Origin of the sequence: Myroides injenensis M09-0166 (genome assembly GCF_000246945.1) — a bacterium.
In the GTDB taxonomy this organism is placed as follows: domain Bacteria; phylum Bacteroidota; class Bacteroidia; order Flavobacteriales; family Flavobacteriaceae; genus Flavobacterium; species Flavobacterium injenense.
In genome coordinates this window covers 1-19,885 of the sequence record NZ_BAEX01000002.1, presented here as the reverse complement: position 1 = coordinate 19,885, position 19,885 = coordinate 1, and the positions used below count along the sequence as shown (strand labels likewise).

Genomic DNA, 19,885 nt, shown 5'->3' with positions numbered 1-19,885 from the left:
TTATGAAAAAGAATGTTTCAGAACAACTAGTAGAAATGCTAATTAGCATTGGTGTAAAAAGAATATATGCTTTAACAGGTGATAGTTTAAATCACTTTAATGAAGCCGTAAGAAAAAGTGGTAAAATAAAATGGATTCATGTAAGACATGAGGAAGTAGGTGCTTATGCAGCGGCTGCAGAAGCCGAATTAGATGGTATAGCGTGCTGTGCCGGAAGTTGTGGTCCTGGCCATGTCCATCTAATAAATGGTCTATACGAAGCAAACAGAGGACATATACCTTTAATTGCAATTGCCTCTACCATAAATACTAATCAGTTTGGAATGGATTATTTCCAAGAGACCAATACGTATAAACTATTTGATGATTGCAGTGTATATAATCAAATGGTAACAACACCTACTCAGCTACCACGTGTATTTCAGACAGCAGTTCAACATGCTTATGCAAAAAAAGGTGTAGCAGTAATCGGACTTCCTGGAGACGTATCAGAAATGGATGCAGTACAATCGGAGTCGTCAACTCAGATGTTTTTTCCTAAACCTATTATAAGACCAAACGACAACGAAATAAAAGCTCTTGCAACAGAAATAAATGAAGCGTCCAAAATAACGATATACTGCGGCATAGGAGCATCGAAAGCTCACGATGAGATATTGAGGTTGTCAGAAGTAATAAAAGCGCCTGTAGCCTACTCATTTCGCGGTAAAATGGGTATTCAATATGATAATCCAAATGAAATAGGCTTAACTGGTCTTCTAGGACTGCCAACTGCATATAATAGCATGCATGAATCAGACTTAGTTTTACTATTAGGAACAGACTTCCCCTATCAAGCATTTATGCCTACCAACAATAAAATAATTCAAATTGATGAAGCAACAGAACGCTTAGGAAGACGTGCTAAATTACATATGGGACTATGCGGTGATATTACTGAAACAATTAAAGCATTACTTCCCTATATAGAACTAAAACAAGACAATACATTCCTTGACAAACAACTTACACATTTTAAAAAAGTAAAAAATCACCTTAACACCTATGTGGCAACACCAGGAACCGAAAATAACATACAGCCAGAATACGTTACGTATGTTTTAGACTCATTGGCTAAAGATGATGCTATTTTTACAGTGGATACAGGTATGTGCTGCGTATGGGGCGCAAGATATATTACTTCTACTGGAAAACGTCATATGCTTGGCTCTTTTAATCACGGTTCTATGGCTAACGCAATGCCAATGTCTATAGGTGCTCAATTATCTCATCCACAAAGACAAGTGATAGCAATGTGCGGAGATGGTGGTTTATCAATGTTATTAGGAGATTTGGCAACAATCAGCCAATACAAACTTCCAGTAAAACTTTTTGTATATAACAATCGCTCATTAGGTATGGTAAAGCTAGAGATGGAGGTCTCTGGACTTATGGATACTGAAACAGATATGCACAATCCAGACTTTGCGATGGTAGCAACAGCTATGGGAATAAAAGGGTACACAGTAAGGAAGCCAGAAGAACTTCCAGAGACAATTAATCAAGCTTTAATGCATGATGGTCCAGCGTTAGTAAATATCTTCACTAATCCTAATGCTTTGGCTCTACCTCCAAAAATAGAACTAAACCAAATGCTTGGAATGACTAAGTCAATGGCGAAATTAATGCTAAATGGTAAGTTTGATGAATTATACGATACAATAAAGTCAAATTATAAACACATTTCAGAATTATAATTTATAACAAAAAAAAGAGCTAGTCGACTTGACTAGCTCTTTTACTATATAATAATAAGTTTATTATTTACCTAATGCTTCAGCACCACCTACGATTTCAAGAATCTCATTCGTAATAGCAGCCTGACGAGCTTTATTATAACTTAATTTTAAAGCATCTCTAAGCTCAGTTGCATTATCTGTAGCTTTATGCATTGCAGTCATACGTGCTCCATGTTCAGAAGCAACAGAATCCGCAATTGCCTTAAACAATTGAGTTTTTAAAGAAAGAGGTATTAATGTTTCAATAATTTCCTCTTTGCTTGGCTCATAAATATAATCAGATGACACATTGCTATCAGAATCTTGAGGCAATAATGGCAAAAATTGCTCAGTAACGACAATCTGTGTTGCAGCGTTTTTGAATTGATTATATACTATCTGAATAGAATCGTATTTCTCTTCTGCGAAAGCAGCCATTAATTGCTCAGCGATAGAAGCAACATTTTCAAAACTTAAGTGATCAAAAATATCACTTTTGTTTTCTAAAACATTAAAACTCTTACGCAAAATGTCATAACCTTTCTTACCAAATGTCAAAAGATCGATATTAGCATTACTAAACTCCCCTGACTTAAGTGCATTTATTTGCTTAATGATATTAGCATTAAAACCACCACATAAACCTCTGTTAGAAGTAACAACTATTAAAAGTACATTCTTAACTTCTCTCTCTTGAGAATAAACTCCAGAATTATCACCTTCTAATGTAGAACTAACATTCTGAATTAATTCAGTCAACTTTTCAGAGTAAGGACGCATTGCCTCAATAGTATCTGTTGCCTTTTTTAATTTTGCTGCTGATACCATCTTCATCGCAGAAGTAATCTGCATTGTTGAAGAAATTGATGAAATCCTATTACGTATTTCCTTAAGGTTTGCCATTTTTATAACATATATTAAATTGAATAAGCCGTTAGAAAAAATCTAACAACTTATTCAAATATAATTCTTAATATTTTGAAGAAACTTCTTTAGCTACTTTTTCTAAAACAGAAGTCAACTCATCAGAAAACTTACCTGCTTTAAGTTGATCTAACACATCTCTATGACGAGAGTTTAAAGCATCTAAATAATCTTTTTCAAATTCTTTTACTTTCGATACAGGAACGTTTCTCAATAAGTTTTTAGTTCCAGCATAGATAATAGCAACTTGGTCTTCTACAGTATAAGGATCATTAACTGCTTGTTTCAAAATTTCAACGTTACGTTGACCTTTAGAAATTACATTCATAGTAGCAGCATCTAAATCAGAACCGAATTTAGCAAATGCTTCTAATTCACGGAACTGAGCTTGATCTAATTTTAAAGTACCAGATACTTTTTTCATTGATTTAATTTGAGCAGAACCACCCACACGAGATACAGAAATACCTACGTTAATTGCAGGACGTACACCTGAGTTGAATAAATCTGACTCTAAGAAAATCTGACCATCAGTAATCGAAATTACGTTTGTTGGAATATATGCAGAAACGTCACCAGCTTGAGTTTCGATAATAGGTAAAGCAGTTAAAGAACCACCACCTTTTACGAATGGTCTCAATGATTCTGGCAAGTCATTCATGTTTTTAGCGATATCATCATCACCGATTACACGAGCAGCACGCTCTAATAATCTTGAGTGAAGATAGAAAACGTCTCCAGGGTAAGCCTCACGTCCTGGTGGTCTACGTAAAATTAATGACATCTCACGGTAAGCCACAGCTTGTTTAGATAAATCATCATAAATGATTAATGCTGGACGACCTGTATCACGGAAATACTCACCGATTGCAGCACCTGCCATAGCAGAATAAACTTGCATTGGAGCAGGATCTGATGCGTTAGCAGCAACGATAATAGTATAATCTAATGCACCTTTATCTTCAAGAGTTTTAGCGATTCCTGCAACAGTAGAAGCTTTTTGTCCAATTGCTACATAAATACAATATACTGGTTGACCAGCATCATAAAACTCTTTTTGATTTAATATAGTATCAATACAAACAGTTGTTTTACCAGTTTGACGGTCACCGATTACTAACTCACGTTGTCCACGTCCGATAGGAATCATCGCATCGATTGATTTAATACCTGTTTGTAATGGCTCAGTTACTGGTTGACGGAAAATAACTCCAGGAGCTTTACGCTCAAGAGGCATTTCATATAAATCACCTTCAATTGGTCCTTTACCATCGATTGGTTGTCCTAATGTATTAACTACACGACCAACCATTTTTTCTCCAACTTTAAGAGAAGCAATACGTCCAGTTCTTTTTACTGTAGAACCTTCTTTTACTCCTACTGAAGAACCTAACAATACAATACCTACATTATCTTCTTCTAAGTTTTGTACCATTGCTTCTAATCCGTTGTCTAAAACAACTAACTCTCCGTACTCAGCATTTGTTAACCCATATACACGAGCAACACCATCTCCAATTTCTAGTACAGTTCCAACTTCTTCTAAAGAAGCCTCAGAGCTAAATCCAGATAACTGTTTCTTTAAAATCGCTGATATCTCAGCTGGTTTAATGTCCGCCATTTTTATCTATATTTTTACACGAAATATCGTGCGGTGATTTTTTAATTCGTTAATTCTCTTTTTAAAACTTGTAATTGATTTGCAATAGAAGCGTTATATTGTCTATCTGCAATTTGTAATATAAATCCTCCTAATATACTAGGGTCTACAATATTCTTAACATTAATCTCTTTACCAGGAGCCAAAGTCTTAACTTTAGCAATAACCTTAGCTTCAAGATTAGCATCCATTGGGAATGCTGTTGTTACAGTAACATTTTCAATCCCTTTAAATGTAGCATATTGTTTTTGGAATTCAGAAGCGATACTACTTAAAATTTCAAATCTACTATTTGTTTTAAGCAATTTAAACAATTCTTTAGTTCCTTCATTAGTACTAGCAAACACCTCTAATAAGGCATTTAATTTAATGCTATCTTTAATAACTGGACTTGAAAGAAAAGACTTTAACTCATTGCTATGAGATACTGATTGAGAAATAAGGATCATATCATTATTTATAGCATCAGCATTTCCTTTTTCAGTGGAAATCTCAAGCATCGCCTTTGCATAACGTGCAGCTGCTCTTGTGCTTATCATAATGATCTAATTAATTTAATTTCACATCATCCAACATCTTCTCAACTAATTTAGTTTGAGAATCTTTGTCAGCTAATTGTTCTTTTAATAATTTCTCAGCGATTTCAATAGAAATAGAAGACACTTGACTTTTTAACTCTACTACAGCAGCAGCTTTTTCACTTTGGATAGCAGCTTTTGCCTGAGCAATCATTTTTTCTCCTTGAGCCTCACCTTCAGCTTTTGCATCAGCGATCATTTGCTCTTTAATTTCACGAGCTTCTTTAATTAAAGCATCGCGTTCTGTACGAGCTTCTGCTAATAATTTTTCATTATCAGCTTTTAAATTAGCCATTTCTCTTTTTGCGTTTTCTGCAGCTGCTAAAGCATCAGCGATACCCTCTTCACGAGCTTCTAATGCATTCACAATTGGTTTCCACGCGAATTTTCCTAATACAAAAACCACCACTAATAAAATGATGAATTGCCAGAAAAATAATCCAAAACTGAAATCGTTAATTAACTTATCCATTATCTAAAATTATACTTTTTAATACCTATGTTGTTTAATTAAGAAGTTTATCTGCAACCAACCGTTACAGATAAACTCTTTTTTCTTGTCTTGGATTATTTACCTAAGATTAAAGCACCGAATGCTAAACCTTCCAATAACGCTCCAATAATGATCATCGCAGTTTGGATTTTTCCAGCAGCTTCTGGTTGACGTGCAATAGCGTCCATTGCAGAAGATCCGATTTTTCCTAAACCATAACCAGCTCCGATTACGATTAAACCTGCACCAATAATGTTTGGTAATGTCATAGTGATTGAATTTATATTAATTAAACAAATTTACTATTTATAATGTGAGACTAATGAGCCTCTTCATGTTCGTGTTCAGCTACTGCCATTCCAATAAACAATGACGATAACATTGTAAAAATAAACGCTTGTAAAAACGCTACTAATATTTCTAAGAAAACTAAGAACGTAGATAAGAAGAAACCTATTCCAGTCGCTCCCATTGTTCCTAAAGATTCTTTCATTACGAATATAATTGCAATCAATCCAAAAACAACTGAGTGACCTGCTGTAATATTAGCAAATAAACGAACCATTAAAGAGAAAGGTTTGATCAATGCACCTAAAACTTCAATTGGAGCTAACATAATTTTCATTGGCACTGGTACACCAGGCATCCAGAACATATGTTTCCAATAATCTTTGTTAGCTGAAAATTGCGTAATAATGAATGTAAAGATTGCTAAACATGCAGTTACTGAGATACTACCTGTAACGTTAAATCCTAGAGGAGTTAATCCTAATAAGTTCAATAAGAAAATTAAGAAGAATACAGATAATAAATAAGGCATGAATTTTTTGTACTTAGCTTTTCCAATATTAGGAATTGCCATTTCATCACGTACATATAAAACTAAAGGCTCTAAAGCTCTAGCAAAACCTTTTGGTAAGTTATTTGGACCTGTTTTATAAGTTTTAGCTAAACTTATAAACATAATAAAAATCAAAATTGTAGTGAAAAATAAAGAAGCAACGTTCTTTGTAATAGAGAAATCAAGTGGTTTCTCATTTGTAGGGTTATGATTTTCATCATAGTTAATTGTCCCTGCTGCGTCTGTTTTGTAAATTTTACCATGGTATAATTTATAGAACTGACCGTCTTTTTCAACTATTTTGTTTCCGAAATCAAACTCAGAAGACATAAATATTTTAAGACCATTATCAATCAAAATTACTGGTAATGAAAAACCGTAATTTTTTCCTGTAGCTTCATCTGAAAAGAAAACGAATGAATAATCATCTGCTAAGTGATGCTTAATGTGTGCATCTACCTTGTCCTTTTGAGACAGCTCCTCTAAAACTTGGTCGTCATGTTCAGCAACTTCAAGTATTTCTGTAACAGACTGATCAATTTCTTGAAGTACTCCATCAGTACTTTGAGCATTACTTTGTGCGAATGAAAATACTGATGATGCTGTAAAAAATACAGCCACAAATAATTTCAGCGATGTCTTGAGAGTCAACATACCTTAACTTCTTGAATTTTTATGGTTCTTAAAATTTTGTGCAAAAGTACAATAAATCTTATATAATCATACCTTTATGCGAAACTTTTTTTACTAACTTTTTTCTACAGCAACGTTCTTATTTAAAATATGATAAGCGATATAGGCATCCCCTGCTAAGAAAATAAGGACAATTATTAAAAAATTATACTTAAATGTCTGATCTACCTCTTCATTATCTAATCCTTCTCTAGCAAACAAATAACTTGCTATTAATCTAAGTGTTATAACTCCTAAAAAAACAAAACCTAGATTATTTGGCATACTAGATTTCATTCCAAACATAGCAAAGAACACTCCTAATGTAAATATTAACTCAAATCCATAAAACCCTATTAAACTGTAACCTAAGTTATTAATAGAGTCTCCAAAATCTGTAAAACTTATAATCGCAAAATGCACTGCGAAACAAATTAACAAACTAACTATTACTTTTAAACCTACTCCTAATGCTTCTTTACTCATTTTGTTTACTTACGATTAAGCTGATTAACTTGTCTTATAACTTGGTACAAAGCTAATCCTACTCCAATTAACGTACAAATTTTATTTGCTAAACCGTCAGATAAATTATACTTAGCATCTAACCAATCTCCTAAAAGGTGAAATAAATAAATGGTAACCCCCATTTGCACAGGGATATTTATAAGCGCGAGCCATTTATTTGGCCCCTTATTAGGCTCCTTCAACAGCTACAACTTTTTTAGTATTCTTTGATTCTTTCTTCTCGTTTTGACTAAGTACTTCTTTTTCACCACCTAACATCTTACAAGTTACCTCTATCTTCCCTCCTGGTTCTACAGATAATCTTCCTACTATAAGTTCACCCTTTACAATAGCACTTTCTTTAATATGAAGAAGATCTCTAACGCGTAAAGTTCCTTCTACCTCTCCCTCAATATCAGCATTTTCACACTCTATATTCCCAAGTATCTTAGCATTTCTTCCTACAACAACTCTCCCTTTCACAAATAAATTCCCTTGGAGAATACCATCAAGACGAATATCACTGATTGATTCAATATCACCTCTAATAGTTGTCTCTTCAACTATTCTATTCGTTTTTCCTAATTGATCTTCTTGACCTTTACTTTCTTTTTTAAACATAATACCCTTTTTTTTTCGACCATATAATTAATTGAACTAATTATCCTTAGCTAAGTAATCATTCCAATTTTTCTTAATTTGTACTACTATATAATTTTCTGCACTAATAGCATAGGCATCCCTTACCCCCATTGTTGAAATTGCTTTTTCGGCATCCTCTTTTGTTTTAAAACCATGGAGTACAATAAATTCCTCGTTTTTCTTATAATAATCTTCTGAATAGCTAATGCCAATTCTACTATTATAAGTCGCAAAATCAATAAACTTTCTTTTATCTATTGAAGCATTTTCCTGACTTGCAGAATTTATAAAGATGACTATTTTCCAATTTTTAGCATCAGTATCTGTAAATTCCCTACCTTCTAATTCTGGTACAATTGTAGACAAAATATTCTCTGCTTCTTTTCCTTCAGGTGATGAGCTATAAGTCAGGGCAACAAAATTAAGAGCATCTTTATAAGCTTCTATACCTTGCAGTCTTGCAATAATCTGAGCTTTTAATAACTCAAATTTACTAACATAATCATCATCATATCGTTCTAATGCATCATCTACTTCTTTGAGAGCTTTCTCATATTCACCAGACGAATACACTCTAAATACATTTGTATATAATTGTTCTGGAGATAAATCATCAATTTTATCTAATCCTATATTCTGCAACAGCTTAGCATAACGTGAAGCAGGATACTCCGAAATAATCCTTGCTTTTAATACCAAAGCTTTTTGCATATCAATTTCCAAATATATCTTATAAAGCTTATACATACTCGGTAATACTAATCTTTTAGCAGGTTCGAAAGTAAGTAAATCCTCAAATTTAACCGCTGCTATATCATATTTCTTAAAGCGCTCGCTATACATCGACCCTAATTGGAAATAAGCATAATCGCGATCTCGCTTAAGTATCGCAATCTCGTTTTCATCAGTAGGAATCTTGCCTACATAATATTCTACATTATAACGGTTATCTTCAGGTACGGCTACATTTTTCGATGATGTAGTACTAGTATTTTCATTTGAACTATTTGCTGCTAAATTACCGGAAGCATTGCTTACAGAAGATAATCTCCAGTTATCCACTAATGCACGATTTCCCCATTTTTTCTTAAATTCAAGTTTACCATAAGAAGATGCTTGAGTAGAATAGAAATAGAAAGATGAACGACCTTGCCCTCCCATTGAGGTATTTCCTAATGAAGCTTCAATAGCACTTCCGAAACTTGGCATATTAAAATAATCCGCATTATTATCGCGCTTCTTGCCTTTAAGAGTTGCTTGTAGTTTTCTGAAATCCTCTTTTCTGAGATCATCTACGTATTTTTGAAAATAATCAAAACGCTGCCCTTCATTCATTGCCACGAGTCTTAAGATACTATCATTTGTGTGTGCAACTTTTTCATAAGCAACCACATCTCTTAATGCATCTCTTCTCTTAACGATGCGCAAACGTTCTTTTGCCTTTTCGGGCAATAAAGAAAGAGCACTATCATAGTAAGAACCAGCATTAGCATAGCCTGCATTATTAAAATAAATCTCGGCAATACTCAAGTAATTATAAGCTTTCAATTGCTGATCTCCTTTTCCTGCTTTTACAGCTTTTTTTAAATATTCTAACGCTTTCTCATCTTTCGATATCTCTTCATAGAATAAACCTACTTGTCTATTTAAAATATCCAAATAAGGACGATTTTCTCTATCAGCTAATAATTTTCGATAAAGTTTTAAGAAAGGAATAGAATCAGAAGCTTTTACCTCTTTCAGTCCAAACTGTTGAGAATAAGCATGTATAGAATAAGGCTTTGGTGCCTTGCGTTTCATATTAATAATTTGCTCAAAGGCATGATGAGCCTCAGCTTTCTTATTTATACGAGCATAAAGCTGTCCTAGAATAAACAGGTAGCGACTTTTTATCTTATTTGACTTTTCAAACTCAATTGCTGTCTTTAGAGGACTAATAGCAGCTTCATAATTCTCTATATTGATATAAGCTTGCGCAAGAATAGCGTTAGCCTCTGCCTCCACAGACTTCTTCATTTTGCCACGCTTATCTTTTACAAATTCATTGAGATTCTTAATCGCTATATCATCATAAGACAATCGCAAATTAGCTTTTTCTCTCCAAACCTTAGCTTCATTTATCTTATCACTGTCTGGATATTTATATAAAATATAATTGAAAGCTTCTAAGGCTGGAATAAATCTACCATCAAAATATCGCGCCTTACCTAACAGTAGATAAGCTTCATCCATTTGCCAGTTTCGCTCTCTTCCTTTTATGTACATAGAGTGCTTCTGAATGGCTTTTGTTGCTTTATCCTCAGCTCTCGCAAACCCAGTACTTCCTTGATCTTCTACATTACTTTCTCCCTCTATAATAGAAAAGTTATCCAACACACTTCCTTGCTTTGAGGATATTGGAGTACTCACTTGGAATTCTTTACTAGGATCAGTTTCTATCTCTATGCGCTCTACAGGTAAGATCTCCCAAAAGTTGTCAAAATATCCCTCCTGCAGGGATAATAATGCCTCATCATAAGCTAAATAGCCATTGTACAAAATATTATACTTTGTAGTCATAGCGTGATATCCTCTATTTATTATCCTGTCTTTCTTAACTGAACAAGCTAATACAAAGAGTAAACACAATGGTGCTAATGAATATTTAAGTAACCTATTTTTCAAACTAATTAACTTTACATCAAAACTTTAAAATGCCATTTTTAGTATAGTATTAAACATCTTTTTAGCAAAAAAATTTAATAACCTAAACTCTTAAAAAATGGGTAAAACAAAGTACGTGATTTTTTTTTACAATTTAGAACTAACAAAAAAAGACTATTGCAATTGCAATAGTCTTTTCAGCTAACATATCTATATTGAAAAATAAATATACAGAATCAATAACCCTGAAATATGAACATCTACTCCATATCGCTATTGCGATTATTAAACATAAAAATAGCTTTCAAGCTCTTTGAAAGAAGTATCTTTTGTACTTACATCCTTCACAAGTCTGCCTTTTTCTAAAACTATAATACGATCAGAGACCTCGAAAGTGTGTTGTAAATCATGACTAGAAATAATAATAGTCATTTCGCGGTTTTCCATTTTTCGCTTTACTAAGTCCTTTAATCTTATCTGAGTAGTTGGATCTAAATTAGCAAACGGCTCGTCTAAGATTACATACTCCGGTTTTCCTAAAAAGCTAGCGACAATTCCTATTTTCTTCTGGTTACCCTTCGAAAAGTCTCTAATATATTTCTTTTGACCTAATACCTCATCATTAAAAAAGAAAGCATAATGCTCTATTTCAGCTCTAACTTGTTCTTTCGTCAATCCTTTTAATTCACCGACAAACGTGAAGTACTCCTCAGCTGTCAAATACCCAATTAAAAAAGTTTCGTCAAGAAAAGCAGAAGTATACGCTTTCCAATGATCACTCTTGTCAACCGCTTCACCATTAGAATATATTGTACCTGTAGTACTTTTAATTAAGTCAAGTAATAGACTAAACAAAGTTGTTTTCCCTGCTCCATTATTACCAACTAACCCAATACTCTCCCCTTTCGGTATTTCTAGTGATTCAATATTTAATACCTCTTTTCCGTTATATACTTTAGTAATATTTTCTACTTTAATCATGATTTTCAATTTTTTAGTTTGTTTTTTTATAAGCTTTTAATGCATCGTATTTTTCTTTTAAATACAACTTTTCTATATATCTAAAAGCTAATTTGGTACAACACATTCCAATAATACCTGCTATGACTAATAATAGAATTCCTACAAAAAAGCCAGATACTAATTTCCCAATATAGAAAAGCAAGATAGGAGCTAAAAACATTGGTAAGCTAAGCACAATAACTTTAAGATTAAAAGAATTTTTATCTCCAAATACATTTTTATTTGCAGTCAAATCAATTGGAGATTTTAAATAAGCCCCAGCATACAATACAAGTAAACTATTCACTCCAATATTATATATACCAACTGCTAAAATCAAATAGAAAAGTTCAGTGCTAAAAATGATATAAAATGTTCCCAATAGTGTAGAGATAATAGTCGCAATAATAATTAATAACCATTTAGATCTCAGATAATCTGCATAGCTAACATTTTGTGTCATTAATAAGGGATAATATGCAGAATCCCAACTTGGTACATATTGACCAAACATCATTAAAAATCCACCTGTAATAAAAAAGGCCATAAAAATAAACATCCCATCAGAACGTCCTCCAAATGAATTCTCTCCAACAAACACTAATCCATAAAATAGAAATAAAATGCTCATTAATACAGTTGTCTTTGCCCTTTTATTTCTTGTAATAAGTTTAATGTCATTTTTTAAGAAGATTGAATAACGTCCAAAACGATCTAGCCAACCCATCTCTTGCGTCTTACCTACAGTAATTTTTTCAGTAACCAAACCATCTAAGTAAATGTTGTTGAGATAATACTTAAAAGTAAGATAAATCAATCCTACCACTACAGCTAAATATAATACAATAGAAACTGGATACTCATAACTGGCATAAAATAAAGGTTTTAAAAACTCAGTAATGTCAAACAAGTCATAATACTGCGCCAATCCTAATATCAGAAATACTCCAACAACTATCCCAAAAACAGTCTTATACGATTCCATCAGAATAATAATGAAATGAAGAGAAACGATAATACAGTATAAACTCAACGCCCATATTAATGTATTTATAACAGGAGTTCCCTGAGATAAACAGACAATAGTAAATGGAACTAAAAAGAATAATTGAATAAAATTAAATACCGATAGAAAACTCTTACCTATAAAATAAGATACAATACGCTTGCGAGGAATATTAAGAACAAGCAAAGGTTTTAAATTTCCAACAGGTAGTTTCTGAAGTAAAAAACGATAAATAAATTCACTAATAAAATAGTAAATCGCGTACTTGCTAATAAATTCAATAGGAGTAAAATCTGAGAATTTATCTTCTATTAAAAAATAGGCTCCAGTACCTCCCCCTAAAAACATTAAAGCAATATAAACAATAGCCATCCACTTTAGTACTTTAACAACCGTATCTATACTTTGTTGGTTACCACGTCTAACGCCCTTTTTCTCTAACGCCAATAACAATTTATTCATAACATTTCAATTTCTTACTTTAATGAGTCTAGGAAATTAAGAAATTGTTACAATAAACTATATATTTTATTAAAGAATTCAAAATTAAAAAATATAAATAACTAAAAACAAACCAGTTACAATTAAATTTATATATAGAAAAAAGCCGCCTCTTATTAAATACAAGAGAGCGGCTTTTTTTCCAAAAAATAACTAAATGATGATAGACCCTTAAAAAACAAATATGATGCCAAAAAAAGATAATCACTATCTAAATAAATTTTTAATGTAAATTTTCTAGATCCAAAAGCTTCTTATTTCTACTTTAATAAGAGCATTTCTTCAAGAAAATACACATAATTATAGCTAACGAAGCTATGTCGTCACCAGGATGATGCCGCAGTGATGCCGCTATGATACCGCAATGATGCCGCTAAATACCCACTTTTTAGCGGCATCATTACGGTATCAACATATAATCAATGCGCGATCAATAGCTACTCGTTTAAAAAAAGACAACTTTAATTATAAAATTTCATTATACTCAACACATTGAAAAACAAAGTATCTAGCAGAATTATCCCTACATTATGATGCATTAGAGATTATAAGCAAGAAGATAAAATCAAATAATTTTATATTTGTATCAAATTCAAGTAAGATGAAAAAAGATATTGAAATTCCAGAGGTAAGAAATGTTGAGATAGCAATTGTGAAAGAATATAATGAAGATTTTCTTTCTGATGCTTGGTATGCTTATTTATTCAATAATAGTGATCAGGATATCGAAGCAGTAATGATTGTCTCTCAAGCTGAAGGCGAAATTAATGGAGAGCAAAAAAAATCAAGCTTATTTAGACATGCTTTTCCAAAGGTCGCTCCAAAAGAAACTCAAAAAATAGAATTATTAGATGAAAATATATTTCAACTGACAAATATTTTTATGCTTACTTATTTCCAAGAAGGCAAATTATTTGACAAAAACTATACTTTCCCAGCTAATACTATAAAGACAGAAAATTTATCAAGCCTTGCTTTTACAGACAAAAAAGGGATAATAGCAAAATAACATCCTCTAGATTAATACTAGGAGATAGAAATAATCAAAAGCCGTGCTTATCGCACGGCTTTTTTTACATATAAATAACATAATATAATATATTTTTCACTATTTTTAACAGTTAAACCATCATTTAAACACTGTAATCAAGCTTATGAAAGATATTATTAATTTAAATATAAGAATCAAAGAAGATTTTATTCTACTTCCTATCAATGATGCAGACCCCATAAGTATAATAACCTTTAGAGATGAAACTGACCAATCAATCCTACAATTTACGGCTAGTATTACTCAGAATACAGCTACATATTGGTTACCGATTGATATCTCCAATTACAAAGGTCACCATATTACAATTCAAATAGCTTCTAATAACCTTACCCCCGATATTAAAAATGTAATAGATAATACGCAGTATCTTCCTTCTAACAATAGGGAAGAATATCGCCCTGAATACCACTATAGCGCGCCATTTGGATGGATTAATGATCCTAATGGCTTATTCTATAAGAATGGTGTTTATCATTTATATTTTCAGCATAACCCCTTTGGAACGAAATGGGGAAATATGAGCTGGGGACATGCATCATCTAAAGATTTAATAAAATGGGAAAATCATCCTGTAGCGCTTCTACCTGATGAAATGGGAGAGATATTTTCGGGAAGTATCATTATTGACAAAGAGAACAATGCTTTGTTGGGTTCTGATATGACATTAGCATTCTATACCTCTGCAAAGGAAAATCAAGTACAATGTTTAGCATACAGTAATGACAACGGTATTACATTTACTAAATTCAACGAAAATCCTATCTTAAAAGATGAAGATAAAAAGGATTTTAGAGACCCTAAGGTATTCTGGCATAATGGTACTAAAAAATGGATTATGGCGCTAGCTACCGGACAGAGCATTACGTTTTATTCTTCTTCTGACCTTAAGGGCTGGGAAAGACTAAGCGAGTTTGGCAAAGGTATAGGTAGCCATAAAGGCGTATGGGAATGCCCAGATCTATTTGAACTAAAATCTGGTAAAAAGAAAAAATGGGTATTATTAGTAAGTATTAATCCTGGAGGTCCTAATGGTGGTAATGCTACTCAATACTTTCTAGGTGATTTCGATGGACACACTTTTACTGCTGATCCTTTATCATATCCACTATGGCTTGATTACGGCAGAGATAATTATGCGGGGGTAACATGGCATAACTGTCCTAAAAATAATAAAACCTATATCGGCTGGATGAGTAATTGGGATTATGCAAATGATCTTCCTACCCAACACTTCAAAAATGTGATGACATTACCGCGTACAATTGATATCGCTACTTTTAATAAACAACTGATACTAAAAACGTACCCTATTAAAGAGGTTAAAAAACTTCGTATTGAAAAAAAGGATTTCTCAACGAGATTACTCAATAGAATGTTTATTATTAAATCTTTTCTTGAAGATAATCAAGGGGCATACGAAGTTATCCTAGAATTTGATATTGTCGAAAACACTACTTCTAGTGTGAGTATCACTCTTTTTAATGAAAATAATGAAAAGCTAAATTTTAATCTTGATTTAAGAAAGTACCTTCTTACTACCAACCGCTCTGCAAGTGGGATTACAAAATTCAATAAAAAATTCAGTCAAGGAGATATAATTGCTCCTTTAGAAAAGACGAATCGATATAAAATTAAACTTTACATCGATAAATGCTCCTCTGAACTATTTTTAAATAAAGGTAAGATTGCATCTACTAATCTTATATTTCCCTCAGAACCTTATAATAATATAAGGATAGATGTATCAGATGGGGTAATCGATATTACCAAATTTAGAATTTACAAATTGGCTGATTTGAATAATTAAGTATAAGAGCATTGTTTGAGTTCTTTCCAAGATTAACAAACAATGCTCTTATTAATATAAGTTATATTATTTCTTTTTTGGGCGGAAATAAAAATGAAGCAATTACAGATAGAAGCAATACACTTGCAATAACTATTAGCGACACCATAGAATCGATATGTACAAATGGTGAAATAATCATTTTAATACCAATAAATGATAGGATAATAGCTAATCCGTATTTCAGTTTAGAGAATTTATCCATAAAATTAGCTAGTAAGAAATATAATGAACGCAGTCCTAAGATTGCAAATATATTTGAGGTATATAAAATAAAAGGATCATCAGGTGCTATAGCAAATATCGCTGGTATACTATCTACTGCAAAGACTAAATCAGTAAATTCTATTACCATTAATGCAACAAATAAAGGGGTTACCATACGCACTCCATTCTTTACGGTAAAGAACTTTTCACCATCGTAGTCATTGCTCACTTTAAAAAATTTGTGTACCATTCGCACTGCAAAGTTTTTACTTAAATCTTCATCCTCGTGATGGTCATCTTTTGCAAACCATGATTTGATCCCCGATACTAATAAGAAAATTCCAAAAACAGTTAAGACAACATTAATCTCTACAGATTTACCAAATAGTTCAATAGCTGGCAAATAAGTCTTATTGATAATTTCTACACCTGCGAATATAAATATTGCCCTAAAGACTAATGCTCCAATAATTCCCCAAAAAAGTACTCTGTGATGTAGTTCTTTAGGAACTTTAAAGAATGTGAAAACCAATATAAAGACAAAAAGGTTATCTACTGAGAGTGCTTTTTCGATCCAATAAGCAGATTGAAAACGAGCAAAGTTCTCAAAGTCCATATAATAGTATATCACACCACTAAAGCACATTGCTAAGCCAATCCAGACAACTGTCCATATAAGCGCTTCTTTAGTAGTTACCTGATGACTGTGACGATTAAAAACGCCTAAGTCTAATAATAACATTACAAATACTACAATTCCAAAGACTGCTAAAAGCCCTGGGTGATTAATTAAATGATCCATTGTTTAAATTTTATAAAGGCAAAACTAAATATTAAAAATTCCACCAAGAGAAATATACGTAAACATCTTATATTAAAACAGTTACACTCAAATAAAAAAGCAATAAAAAGAACATATAAAAAAACAACCTACTGATTTTCAATAGGTTGTTTCTATATTTTTTATCAAAATAAAAAGATGCCGTTTACAAAAAAATTAATCTAATTTTTCAGTTAGCTTTCTAAATATCTTCTTAGGATCTTTACCATTGTATAGAATATCATATACTGCATTGATAATTGGTGTTTTAGCACCTAACTTCTGATTAAGTTCATAAGCACTTTTAGTAGCATAATATCCCTCTGCGATCATATTCATTTCCATTTGTGCAGATTTTACTGTGTAACCTTTCCCAATCATATTCCCAAACATGCGATTACGTGAGAATAAAGAATACCCAGTAACTAACAAATCTCCTAAATATGCAGAGTTATTAATATTACGTTTCATGCGGTGCACTTTCTTAATCACTTTCTTCATCTCCCTAATAGCATTACTCATTAGTAGAGCTTGGAAATTATCACCATAACCTAACCCATGCGCAATCCCACAAGCTACAGCATATATATTCTTTAATACTGCTGCATACTCCGTACCGATTATATCGTCTGTAATTTTTACTTTGATATAATGACTACTCAAGCACTCTTGAATGACTTTTGCATGTTCTTTATTACCACAAGCTATTGTCAAGTAAGATAGACGTTCTAATGCTACCTCTTCTGCATGACATGGCCCCGTAATAACAGCAATATTATTATAAGAAATATTATAGGTAGTATGAAAGTGTTCACCTACGATAAGACTTGTTTCAGGTATGATACCCTTAATTGCAGAAATAATCACTTTCCCCTCTAAACTCACATAAAGTTTCTCCATTTCTTTCATTAAAAATGCAGAAGGAATAGCAAATATTACATAGTCAGCGTAAGATATCGCTTTATTAATATCATTAGTTAAGAATAGTTGTTCAACATCAAATTCTACAGAACTAAGATAGTTAGGATTGTGATAATTAACTTTAATTTCTTCTAAAGCTGTTTCATTTCTCATATACCAAGCAATCTTCCCTAGATTTTCACTTAGCATTTTTACAATAGCTGTAGCCCAGCTACCTCCGCCTATAACAGCAAATTTTGGATAATCATTCATAATTTTAGATTATATCTCTGCCAAAAGTAAATAAAAAACCTATTGTAAACAATTACGTGTATCTTTAGGTTTGCCTCTTGTTAAAGCATACTATTTAATAAAAAACGGCTTTTAGTTGTTTTTTTCTTCTAAATATTATAATTCGCAGGAAAAAATGCTTTGTATGCCAAAATGAATAACTGAAAAATTAATCACTAAAAAAGTATTAATTTTTCAGTCTTCATATTGGCTTAACATAGAAGTTTAATAACTCATCGTAACTATCTCTTTAATATGTGCTGGAGTTATATTTTTTTTCTCTCCCATAGCTATCCAACCTCTCTCTTCAAAACGCTGTTTAATAAACTCTGCAGCCTTTAGATAGTCCTCTGTATATTCTGATAATTTCGTCTGTATTCCCAATGAATGAAAGAACTCTTCCATTTTCTCAATGGTCAAAAGTGCTTTCTCCTCATTAGTACCTTCATTAATATTAAATACACGTTGTCCTAATTGCACTAATTTCTCTTGTTTAGTAGCCAGCATTACTCTATAGAGATTAGGACCTACAATCGCTAATGTACGTGCATGGTCTATGCCGTATAAAGCAGTTAATTCATGACCAATAGCATGTGTTACCCAATCTTGCATCACCCCTTTGCTAATCAAGCCATTTAAAGCCATCGTGCAACACCACATATAAGTAGATGCTGCTTCATAATTAGTAGCATCCGCTAATACCTTAGGAGCTACTTCAATTAAAGTAGATAATATTCCCTCAGCAAAACGATCTTGTAAAGGTGTATCTTGTGGATAGGTTAAATACTGTTCTAAAACATGAACGAAAGAATCTGCTATACCGTTTGCTATCTGTTTTTGTGGTAAAGAACTAATTACTGTAGGATCACAAATTGAAAATTGTGGATATAAGGGTTCGCCCTGAAAAGATAGTTTCTCTTTAGTCTCTTCAATTGTTACTACAGCGCCATTATTCATCTCACTTCCCGTCGCTGGTAATGTTAATACTGCACCATAAGGCATTGACTTCCAATCAACATTCATCTTTTTTTGGACAATATCTATTGGGTTTCCAGAATAATAAGCTGCAGCAGATAAAAACTTAACTCCATCTATTACACTACCCCCTCCTACTCCTAGTATAAAGTCAATCTTTTCATTATGGATAACTTGTAGTGCTTTTGATAATGTCTCAAAGCGTGGGTTAGGTTCAACTCCTCCAAACTCTGTAACTGTTTTACCTTCCAAAGCTTTCATTACTTGGTCATATACGCCATTTTTAAAAATACTTCCTCCTCCATAGACCAATAATATATTGGCATCAGGCTTTATCTGATTTGCAATTTGGTTGATTTGACCTTTACCAAAAAATAAACGTGTTGGATTATATAATTCAAAGTTTAACATACTATCCTTTTTTTAATTCATACTAAAATTACTACCAAAATCACTAATAGCCTACATCTTTCTTTATTTTATGACAAGCTTAAGTACTTTTTATAAATTAATCAAAAAGAGGAAAAACTGTAATATGTATAAAAAAAGGAATGCTTAAATGCATT

At 32.4% G+C, this 19,885-nt stretch carries 18 protein-coding genes; 3 read left to right on the top strand and 15 right to left on the bottom strand.

What is annotated here, in order from left to right; all coding sequences use genetic code 11:
* Positions 1 to 2: 2 nt before the first annotated feature.
* A complete protein-coding gene (locus RH98_RS00600; RefSeq protein ID WP_010249357.1) occupies positions 3 to 1,736 on the top strand; it encodes a ubiquinone-dependent pyruvate dehydrogenase in 1,734 nt (577 codons plus the stop codon).
* A 63-nt stretch (positions 1,737 to 1,799) separates the two neighbouring features.
* Here RH98_RS00600 and atpG read toward each other — a convergent pair whose 3' ends face one another.
* The 12 genes from atpG to RH98_RS00540 form a co-directional block, all read right to left on the bottom strand.
* Complete coding sequence (gene atpG / locus RH98_RS00595) at positions 1,800 to 2,660, bottom strand: ATP synthase F1 subunit gamma (protein ID WP_010249356.1); 861 nt, start codon at positions 2,658 to 2,660, stop codon at positions 1,800 to 1,802.
* Between the two features lie 67 nt (positions 2,661 to 2,727).
* A complete protein-coding gene (atpA, locus tag RH98_RS00590; RefSeq protein ID WP_010249344.1) occupies positions 2,728 to 4,302 on the bottom strand; it encodes a F0F1 ATP synthase subunit alpha in 1,575 nt (524 codons plus the stop codon).
* A gap of 41 nt (positions 4,303 to 4,343) precedes the next feature.
* Entirely contained in the window at positions 4,344 to 4,880 is a 537-nt protein-coding gene (gene atpH / locus RH98_RS00585; protein ID WP_010249342.1) for an ATP synthase F1 subunit delta, read from the bottom strand.
* 10 nt (positions 4,881 to 4,890) lie between these two features.
* Positions 4,891 to 5,391 (bottom strand): F0F1 ATP synthase subunit B, encoded by a 501-nt coding sequence (locus tag RH98_RS00580; RefSeq protein WP_010249340.1) that lies wholly within the window; start codon positions 5,389 to 5,391, stop codon positions 4,891 to 4,893.
* Between the two features lie 95 nt (positions 5,392 to 5,486).
* Complete coding sequence (gene atpE / locus RH98_RS00575) at positions 5,487 to 5,681, bottom strand: ATP synthase F0 subunit C (protein WP_006257837.1); 195 nt, start codon at positions 5,679 to 5,681, stop codon at positions 5,487 to 5,489.
* 50 nt (positions 5,682 to 5,731) lie between these two features.
* On the bottom strand, positions 5,732 to 6,907 hold the full coding sequence (gene atpB, locus RH98_RS00570) for a F0F1 ATP synthase subunit A (RefSeq protein ID WP_010249336.1): 1,176 nt from the start codon (positions 6,905 to 6,907) through the stop codon (positions 5,732 to 5,734).
* A 93-nt stretch (positions 6,908 to 7,000) separates the two neighbouring features.
* Positions 7,001 to 7,411 (bottom strand): DUF6168 family protein, encoded by a 411-nt coding sequence (locus tag RH98_RS00565; RefSeq protein ID WP_010249334.1) that lies wholly within the window; start codon positions 7,409 to 7,411, stop codon positions 7,001 to 7,003.
* A 5-nt stretch (positions 7,412 to 7,416) separates the two neighbouring features.
* On the bottom strand, positions 7,417 to 7,635 hold the full coding sequence (locus RH98_RS00560; protein WP_010249332.1) for an AtpZ/AtpI family protein: 219 nt from the start codon (positions 7,633 to 7,635) through the stop codon (positions 7,417 to 7,419).
* Positions 7,622 to 8,053 carry a bactofilin family protein gene (locus RH98_RS00555; protein WP_010249330.1) on the bottom strand — a complete coding sequence of 144 codons (432 nt, stop codon included), beginning with the start codon at positions 8,051 to 8,053 and terminating at the stop codon, positions 7,622 to 7,624. The genes RH98_RS00560 and RH98_RS00555 overlap by 14 nt, the downstream gene beginning before the upstream one ends.
* 36 nt (positions 8,054 to 8,089) lie before the next feature.
* A complete protein-coding gene (gene porW, locus RH98_RS00550; RefSeq protein ID WP_026038645.1) occupies positions 8,090 to 10,738 on the bottom strand; it encodes a type IX secretion system periplasmic lipoprotein PorW/SprE in 2,649 nt (882 codons plus the stop codon).
* A 264-nt stretch (positions 10,739 to 11,002) separates the two neighbouring features.
* A complete protein-coding gene (locus RH98_RS00545; protein WP_010249326.1) occupies positions 11,003 to 11,698 on the bottom strand; it encodes an ABC transporter ATP-binding protein in 696 nt (231 codons plus the stop codon).
* 13 nt (positions 11,699 to 11,711) lie between these two features.
* Positions 11,712 to 13,187 (bottom strand): DUF5687 family protein, encoded by a 1,476-nt coding sequence (locus RH98_RS00540; RefSeq protein ID WP_010249324.1) that lies wholly within the window; start codon positions 13,185 to 13,187, stop codon positions 11,712 to 11,714.
* 640 nt (positions 13,188 to 13,827) lie between these two features.
* On the opposite strand from RH98_RS00540, the gene RH98_RS00535 reads away from it, so the two are divergent.
* Both RH98_RS00535 and RH98_RS00530 read left to right on the top strand, forming a co-directional pair.
* Positions 13,828 to 14,235 (top strand): hypothetical protein, encoded by a 408-nt coding sequence (locus RH98_RS00535; protein ID WP_010249323.1) that lies wholly within the window; start codon positions 13,828 to 13,830, stop codon positions 14,233 to 14,235.
* A 145-nt stretch (positions 14,236 to 14,380) separates the two neighbouring features.
* Positions 14,381 to 16,087, top strand: coding sequence for a glycoside hydrolase family 32 protein (locus RH98_RS00530; protein ID WP_010249322.1), 1,707 nt, complete (start codon positions 14,381 to 14,383; stop codon positions 16,085 to 16,087).
* Between the two features lie 61 nt (positions 16,088 to 16,148).
* On the opposite strand, the gene RH98_RS00525 is transcribed toward RH98_RS00530, so the two are convergent.
* The 3 genes from RH98_RS00525 to RH98_RS00515 all read right to left on the bottom strand — a co-directional run bounded on the left by RH98_RS00525 (position 16,149) and on the right by RH98_RS00515 (position 19,730).
* Positions 16,149 to 17,135 (bottom strand): TerC family protein, encoded by a 987-nt coding sequence (locus RH98_RS00525; protein WP_010249321.1) that lies wholly within the window; start codon positions 17,133 to 17,135, stop codon positions 16,149 to 16,151.
* A 195-nt stretch (positions 17,136 to 17,330) separates the two neighbouring features.
* Positions 17,331 to 18,326, bottom strand: a complete 996-nt coding sequence (locus tag RH98_RS00520; RefSeq protein WP_010249320.1) for an NAD(P)H-dependent glycerol-3-phosphate dehydrogenase — start codon at positions 18,324 to 18,326, stop codon at positions 17,331 to 17,333.
* 243 nt (positions 18,327 to 18,569) lie between these two features.
* A complete protein-coding gene (locus RH98_RS00515) occupies positions 18,570 to 19,730 on the bottom strand; it encodes an iron-containing alcohol dehydrogenase (protein WP_010249319.1) in 1,161 nt (386 codons plus the stop codon).
* Between the last annotated feature and the right edge of the window lie 155 nt (positions 19,731 to 19,885).

What these genes read in the sequence shown, in the direction of transcription:
- RH98_RS00525 (WP_010249321.1), bottom strand. Translation starts at nt 17,135, where the DNA reads ATGGATCATTTAATTAATCACCCAGGGCTTTTAGCAGTCTTTGGAATT.
- atpE (WP_006257837.1), bottom strand. Translation starts at nt 5,681, where the DNA reads ATGACATTACCAAACATTATTGGTGCAGGTTTAATCGTAATCGGAGCT.
- atpB (WP_010249336.1), bottom strand. Translation starts at nt 6,907, where the DNA reads ATGTTGACTCTCAAGACATCGCTGAAATTATTTGTGGCTGTATTTTTT.
- atpH (WP_010249342.1), bottom strand. Translation starts at nt 4,880, where the DNA reads ATGATAAGCACAAGAGCAGCTGCACGTTATGCAAAGGCGATGCTTGAG.
- RH98_RS00565 (WP_010249334.1), bottom strand. Translation starts at nt 7,411, where the DNA reads ATGAGTAAAGAAGCATTAGGAGTAGGTTTAAAAGTAATAGTTAGTTTG.
- RH98_RS00535 (WP_010249323.1), top strand. Translation starts at nt 13,828, where the DNA reads ATGAAAAAAGATATTGAAATTCCAGAGGTAAGAAATGTTGAGATAGCA.
- RH98_RS00530 (WP_010249322.1), top strand. Translation starts at nt 14,381, where the DNA reads ATGAAAGATATTATTAATTTAAATATAAGAATCAAAGAAGATTTTATT.
- RH98_RS00540 (WP_010249324.1), bottom strand. Translation starts at nt 13,187, where the DNA reads ATGAATAAATTGTTATTGGCGTTAGAGAAAAAGGGCGTTAGACGTGGT.
- RH98_RS00555 (WP_010249330.1), bottom strand. Translation starts at nt 8,053, where the DNA reads ATGTTTAAAAAAGAAAGTAAAGGTCAAGAAGATCAATTAGGAAAAACG.
- RH98_RS00515 (WP_010249319.1), bottom strand. Translation starts at nt 19,730, where the DNA reads ATGTTAAACTTTGAATTATATAATCCAACACGTTTATTTTTTGGTAAA.
- atpA (WP_010249344.1), bottom strand. Translation starts at nt 4,302, where the DNA reads ATGGCGGACATTAAACCAGCTGAGATATCAGCGATTTTAAAGAAACAG.
- atpG (WP_010249356.1), bottom strand. Translation starts at nt 2,660, where the DNA reads ATGGCAAACCTTAAGGAAATACGTAATAGGATTTCATCAATTTCTTCA.
- RH98_RS00580 (WP_010249340.1), bottom strand. Translation starts at nt 5,391, where the DNA reads ATGGATAAGTTAATTAACGATTTCAGTTTTGGATTATTTTTCTGGCAA.
- RH98_RS00600 (WP_010249357.1), top strand. Translation starts at nt 3, where the DNA reads ATGAAAAAGAATGTTTCAGAACAACTAGTAGAAATGCTAATTAGCATT.
- RH98_RS00545 (WP_010249326.1), bottom strand. Translation starts at nt 11,698, where the DNA reads ATGATTAAAGTAGAAAATATTACTAAAGTATATAACGGAAAAGAGGTA.
- RH98_RS00520 (WP_010249320.1), bottom strand. Translation starts at nt 18,326, where the DNA reads ATGAATGATTATCCAAAATTTGCTGTTATAGGCGGAGGTAGCTGGGCT.